The sequence below is a fragment of the Myxococcus sp. CA023 genome (assembly GCF_010998615.1).
Lineage (GTDB): Bacteria > Myxococcota > Myxococcia > Myxococcales > Myxococcaceae > Myxococcus.
The window spans coordinates 1-2690 of the sequence record NZ_JAAEAH010000166.1 but is presented as its reverse complement, the minus strand read 5'-3'; the positions used below and the strand labels follow the sequence as shown (position 1 = coordinate 2690).

Annotated in this window: 2 protein-coding genes and 1 pseudogene; 1 reads left to right on the top strand and 2 read right to left on the bottom strand. The window is 65.4% G+C overall.

Annotation, left to right across the window (positions count from 1 at the left end):
• Positions 1-439 precede the first annotated feature (439 nt).
• Together F8M74_RS37035 and F8M74_RS37030 are read right to left on the bottom strand one after the other, a co-directional pair.
• Positions 440-841: pseudogene (locus F8M74_RS37035) on the bottom strand (radical SAM protein); the annotation flags it as partial.
• Positions 842-963: 122 nt separating this feature from the next.
• On the bottom strand, positions 964-1359 hold the full coding sequence (locus F8M74_RS37030) for a hypothetical protein (protein ID WP_141259146.1): 396 nt from the start codon (positions 1357-1359) through the stop codon (positions 964-966).
• Positions 1360-1654: 295 nt separating this feature from the next.
• On the opposite strand from F8M74_RS37030, the gene F8M74_RS37025 reads away from it, so the two are divergent.
• Positions 1655-2263 carry a hypothetical protein gene (locus F8M74_RS37025; protein ID WP_141259147.1) on the top strand — a complete coding sequence of 203 codons (609 nt, stop codon included), beginning with the start codon at positions 1655-1657 and terminating at the stop codon, positions 2261-2263.
• Positions 2264-2690 lie beyond the last annotated feature (427 nt).

The following is a 2690-nucleotide window of genomic DNA, read 5'->3' as shown; positions in this document are numbered from 1 at the left end:
TGCAGAGGGGCCGAGGAGGGCCGCTGACGGGGCCGCCCGAGCGATGCTCCCGGCCGGTGGACAGGCCGCTTGAGCCCCCTTGGGGCACACGCCTGCCCAGGCCGCGCTCCCATCAGGTGCGTGGCAGCAGCCTTGGCCTGTTGGCTGTCTTCAGCCTCAACACCACACGGCCTGGGGTGGCCCTCGTGCCGGGGCCAACCTCGCACATGCCGTGGGCAAGCCCAGGTGCTCCACAATCGCCCGCACCCCGGGGGCCCCCTTCACCTACGCCAACACCCTTGAGCCTGCCTCCACACCTCACGCAGCCGAACACGTCGAAGTCGAACGTCCTCCTGAGCAACTCGGCGAAAGTCCACTCGCGGTGTCCTCTCCTTCACCCGCTCCTTCCTGGCCGCTGCCTCAAGCCCCGCGCTCGCCTCCTGCTCACCTGCTTGAGGGAGCAGCCGCGCGTCAGGCGCAGGGACGCTTCCAGGGGCTGGTAGCAGTCGGTGACACCGCTGAAGACGACCGTCTCGCCCTTCCAGGACGGTTTCTCGAAGGCCTCGCGCAGCAGCTCCGGCGCGCGGGGCTTCACCACCAGCTTCGTCTCGAAGTCGGTGCCCGCGCCCAGGTCCAGGTACTGGTGCGTGGGCCGCGCGTAGCAGTACGCGCAGGCGTGGAGACAGCCCCGGTACGGATTGACGCTCCAGTCGAAGCCCACGTCCGGGCTGTCGTTGTGCGACAGCACCTGCCGGCTGTGGTCCTCGAGGACCTCCAGCTTCGACGGTGGGATTTCGTCCAGGTACTCCACCTCGGTGCTCGCCCACGGGTTGGGCGGATTGTCGATGGGGCGTGCCTTCACACGCCTACCGTGAGCCTGAAAGTACGTTCAGTCAAGGGCCCGCGCACCATGAAAAGGGGAACCCCCTGCAGAGGGTTCCCCGAGGACGCCATCCGGATGGCGGTGCTGCCAGGTCCGACGTGTTACCAGGTGCGGACGAGGAGCTTCTGGACGCCAACCGACGTGCCATTGTTGCGCACGTACAGCCGCGCACCGAGCCACGCGCAGTTGAGGTTCATGTTGTCGTGTGAACCGTTGGCGGGGACGGTGCCACTGATGCTGTTGCCGCCGCAGTAGGCGGTGTACGGCGTTGCAATGGGCGAGGGGTTCTCGATGGTGAACGGCGTGGTGCCAAACAACCACGCAGAGAAGTCCCGCGTCTGGCCCGCGTCGACATACGCGGACTCAGCGGCCTGCTCCACATCCCCCAGCTCCGGCTGCTGCATCGCCTGCTCTTCCTCCGGCGTGTACTCGCCACCGCAACCCACAGCGGCCAGAGACAGCAGACCCACAACTCCCAACGTATTGAACTTCTTCATGACTTCCCCCTCATTGCGAGTTGCCCCCGAATTGAGAACGCGCGCTGTGTATGGGGATTTTCACGTACTGCAATGGTGTATTTCTGACACCGGGTGGGGTGAAAGTGATTGCGGGGGCGGTGCATTGAGACGTCCAGTCGCATGGCGCGTTGTCGACGGAGACATCCCCACCGACTGGCGCAACCCGTTGCCATCGACATTGGGCACACGCTGTCCCAGTGCCCGCCCAGCGTCGCCTTGGGGTATGTTCACCCCGCACTCGGGCCGGGGTGCGTGTTCAAGGGGGATTGAATCGATGCCTGCGCGCTGGATGCCGTTAGCCCTGTTGCTCAGCCTGTTGCTTCCTATCGCTGCGAGCGCGGAGCCATGGCCGTCGCCAGGGTGGGGGCTTCTGCTCTCCGGCGGAGGAGGCCTTTTCGCCGGCAAGAACGCCAATACGCGAGGCCATCTCCTGAGCGCCCATCTGCTCGTGGCGACACCGGTGGGTTTGGAATTCGGGCTCGCGTTGCAGTGGGGTCGCAATTTCAGAACCACCTGGGCCTTGGATTCGGCCATGTCCGAGCAAGCCGAACTCCGGGAGCACCCGTGGGGCGCGTTCCGGGGGATTGCCGGAGAGGCACGCTACCGTTTCTTCCGGGACCGGCGTGTCTCGCCCTGGGTGGCGCTGCGCGTGGGACGCAGCACCTCCTCCAAAATCAGAACGGACGCGTTTGCGCCCTATCGATACACCAATTCGCACCGGGCACTGGCCGCGGGCGGCGGTCTGGAAGTCCGAATCCATGGCCCGCTAGGCCTCACCTTGGCAGGGTATTTCCAGAGCTGCGACATCAACACCCGGCCCCATGACAACATCTGTACGGGGGCGGGGCCGACGGTGGTGCTCAGCCCTCACCTGCGCTTCTGACAGGGCCTTGGTGAAGGAAGCCCTGCCGTTGCTTCGCAATGCCGCGCTCGCGCAAGTGTAGAGGGGCGGGGGGCGCGGCGGATGGGCCGGCCTCCGGCACGAGACGCGCTCATGCCGGAGGCTCTTCCGGAGTTACATGCTCGAGGTGGGGCGTGCACACGGGAAGCAGTTATTGCATTCGAACGACCCGTCCGAATGAATCACACAGTCGTAGCAGCTCCAGCAGGACTGGGCTGAAACGTCCACACGAACACCGTGCTGATCCGTCATCACGCCGGGAGTGAAGTCCTGCCCCCCCCTCGTGATGCAGTGTCATTGCGCCATCATCACCACGCTCGATGCGAAAGTCGGTGTTCACGGCGTCTCCACAGCCCAGCAAGGTTGCGATGCACAGCGCATAAGAGGAATGGGGGCCCTGTTGAGGGGG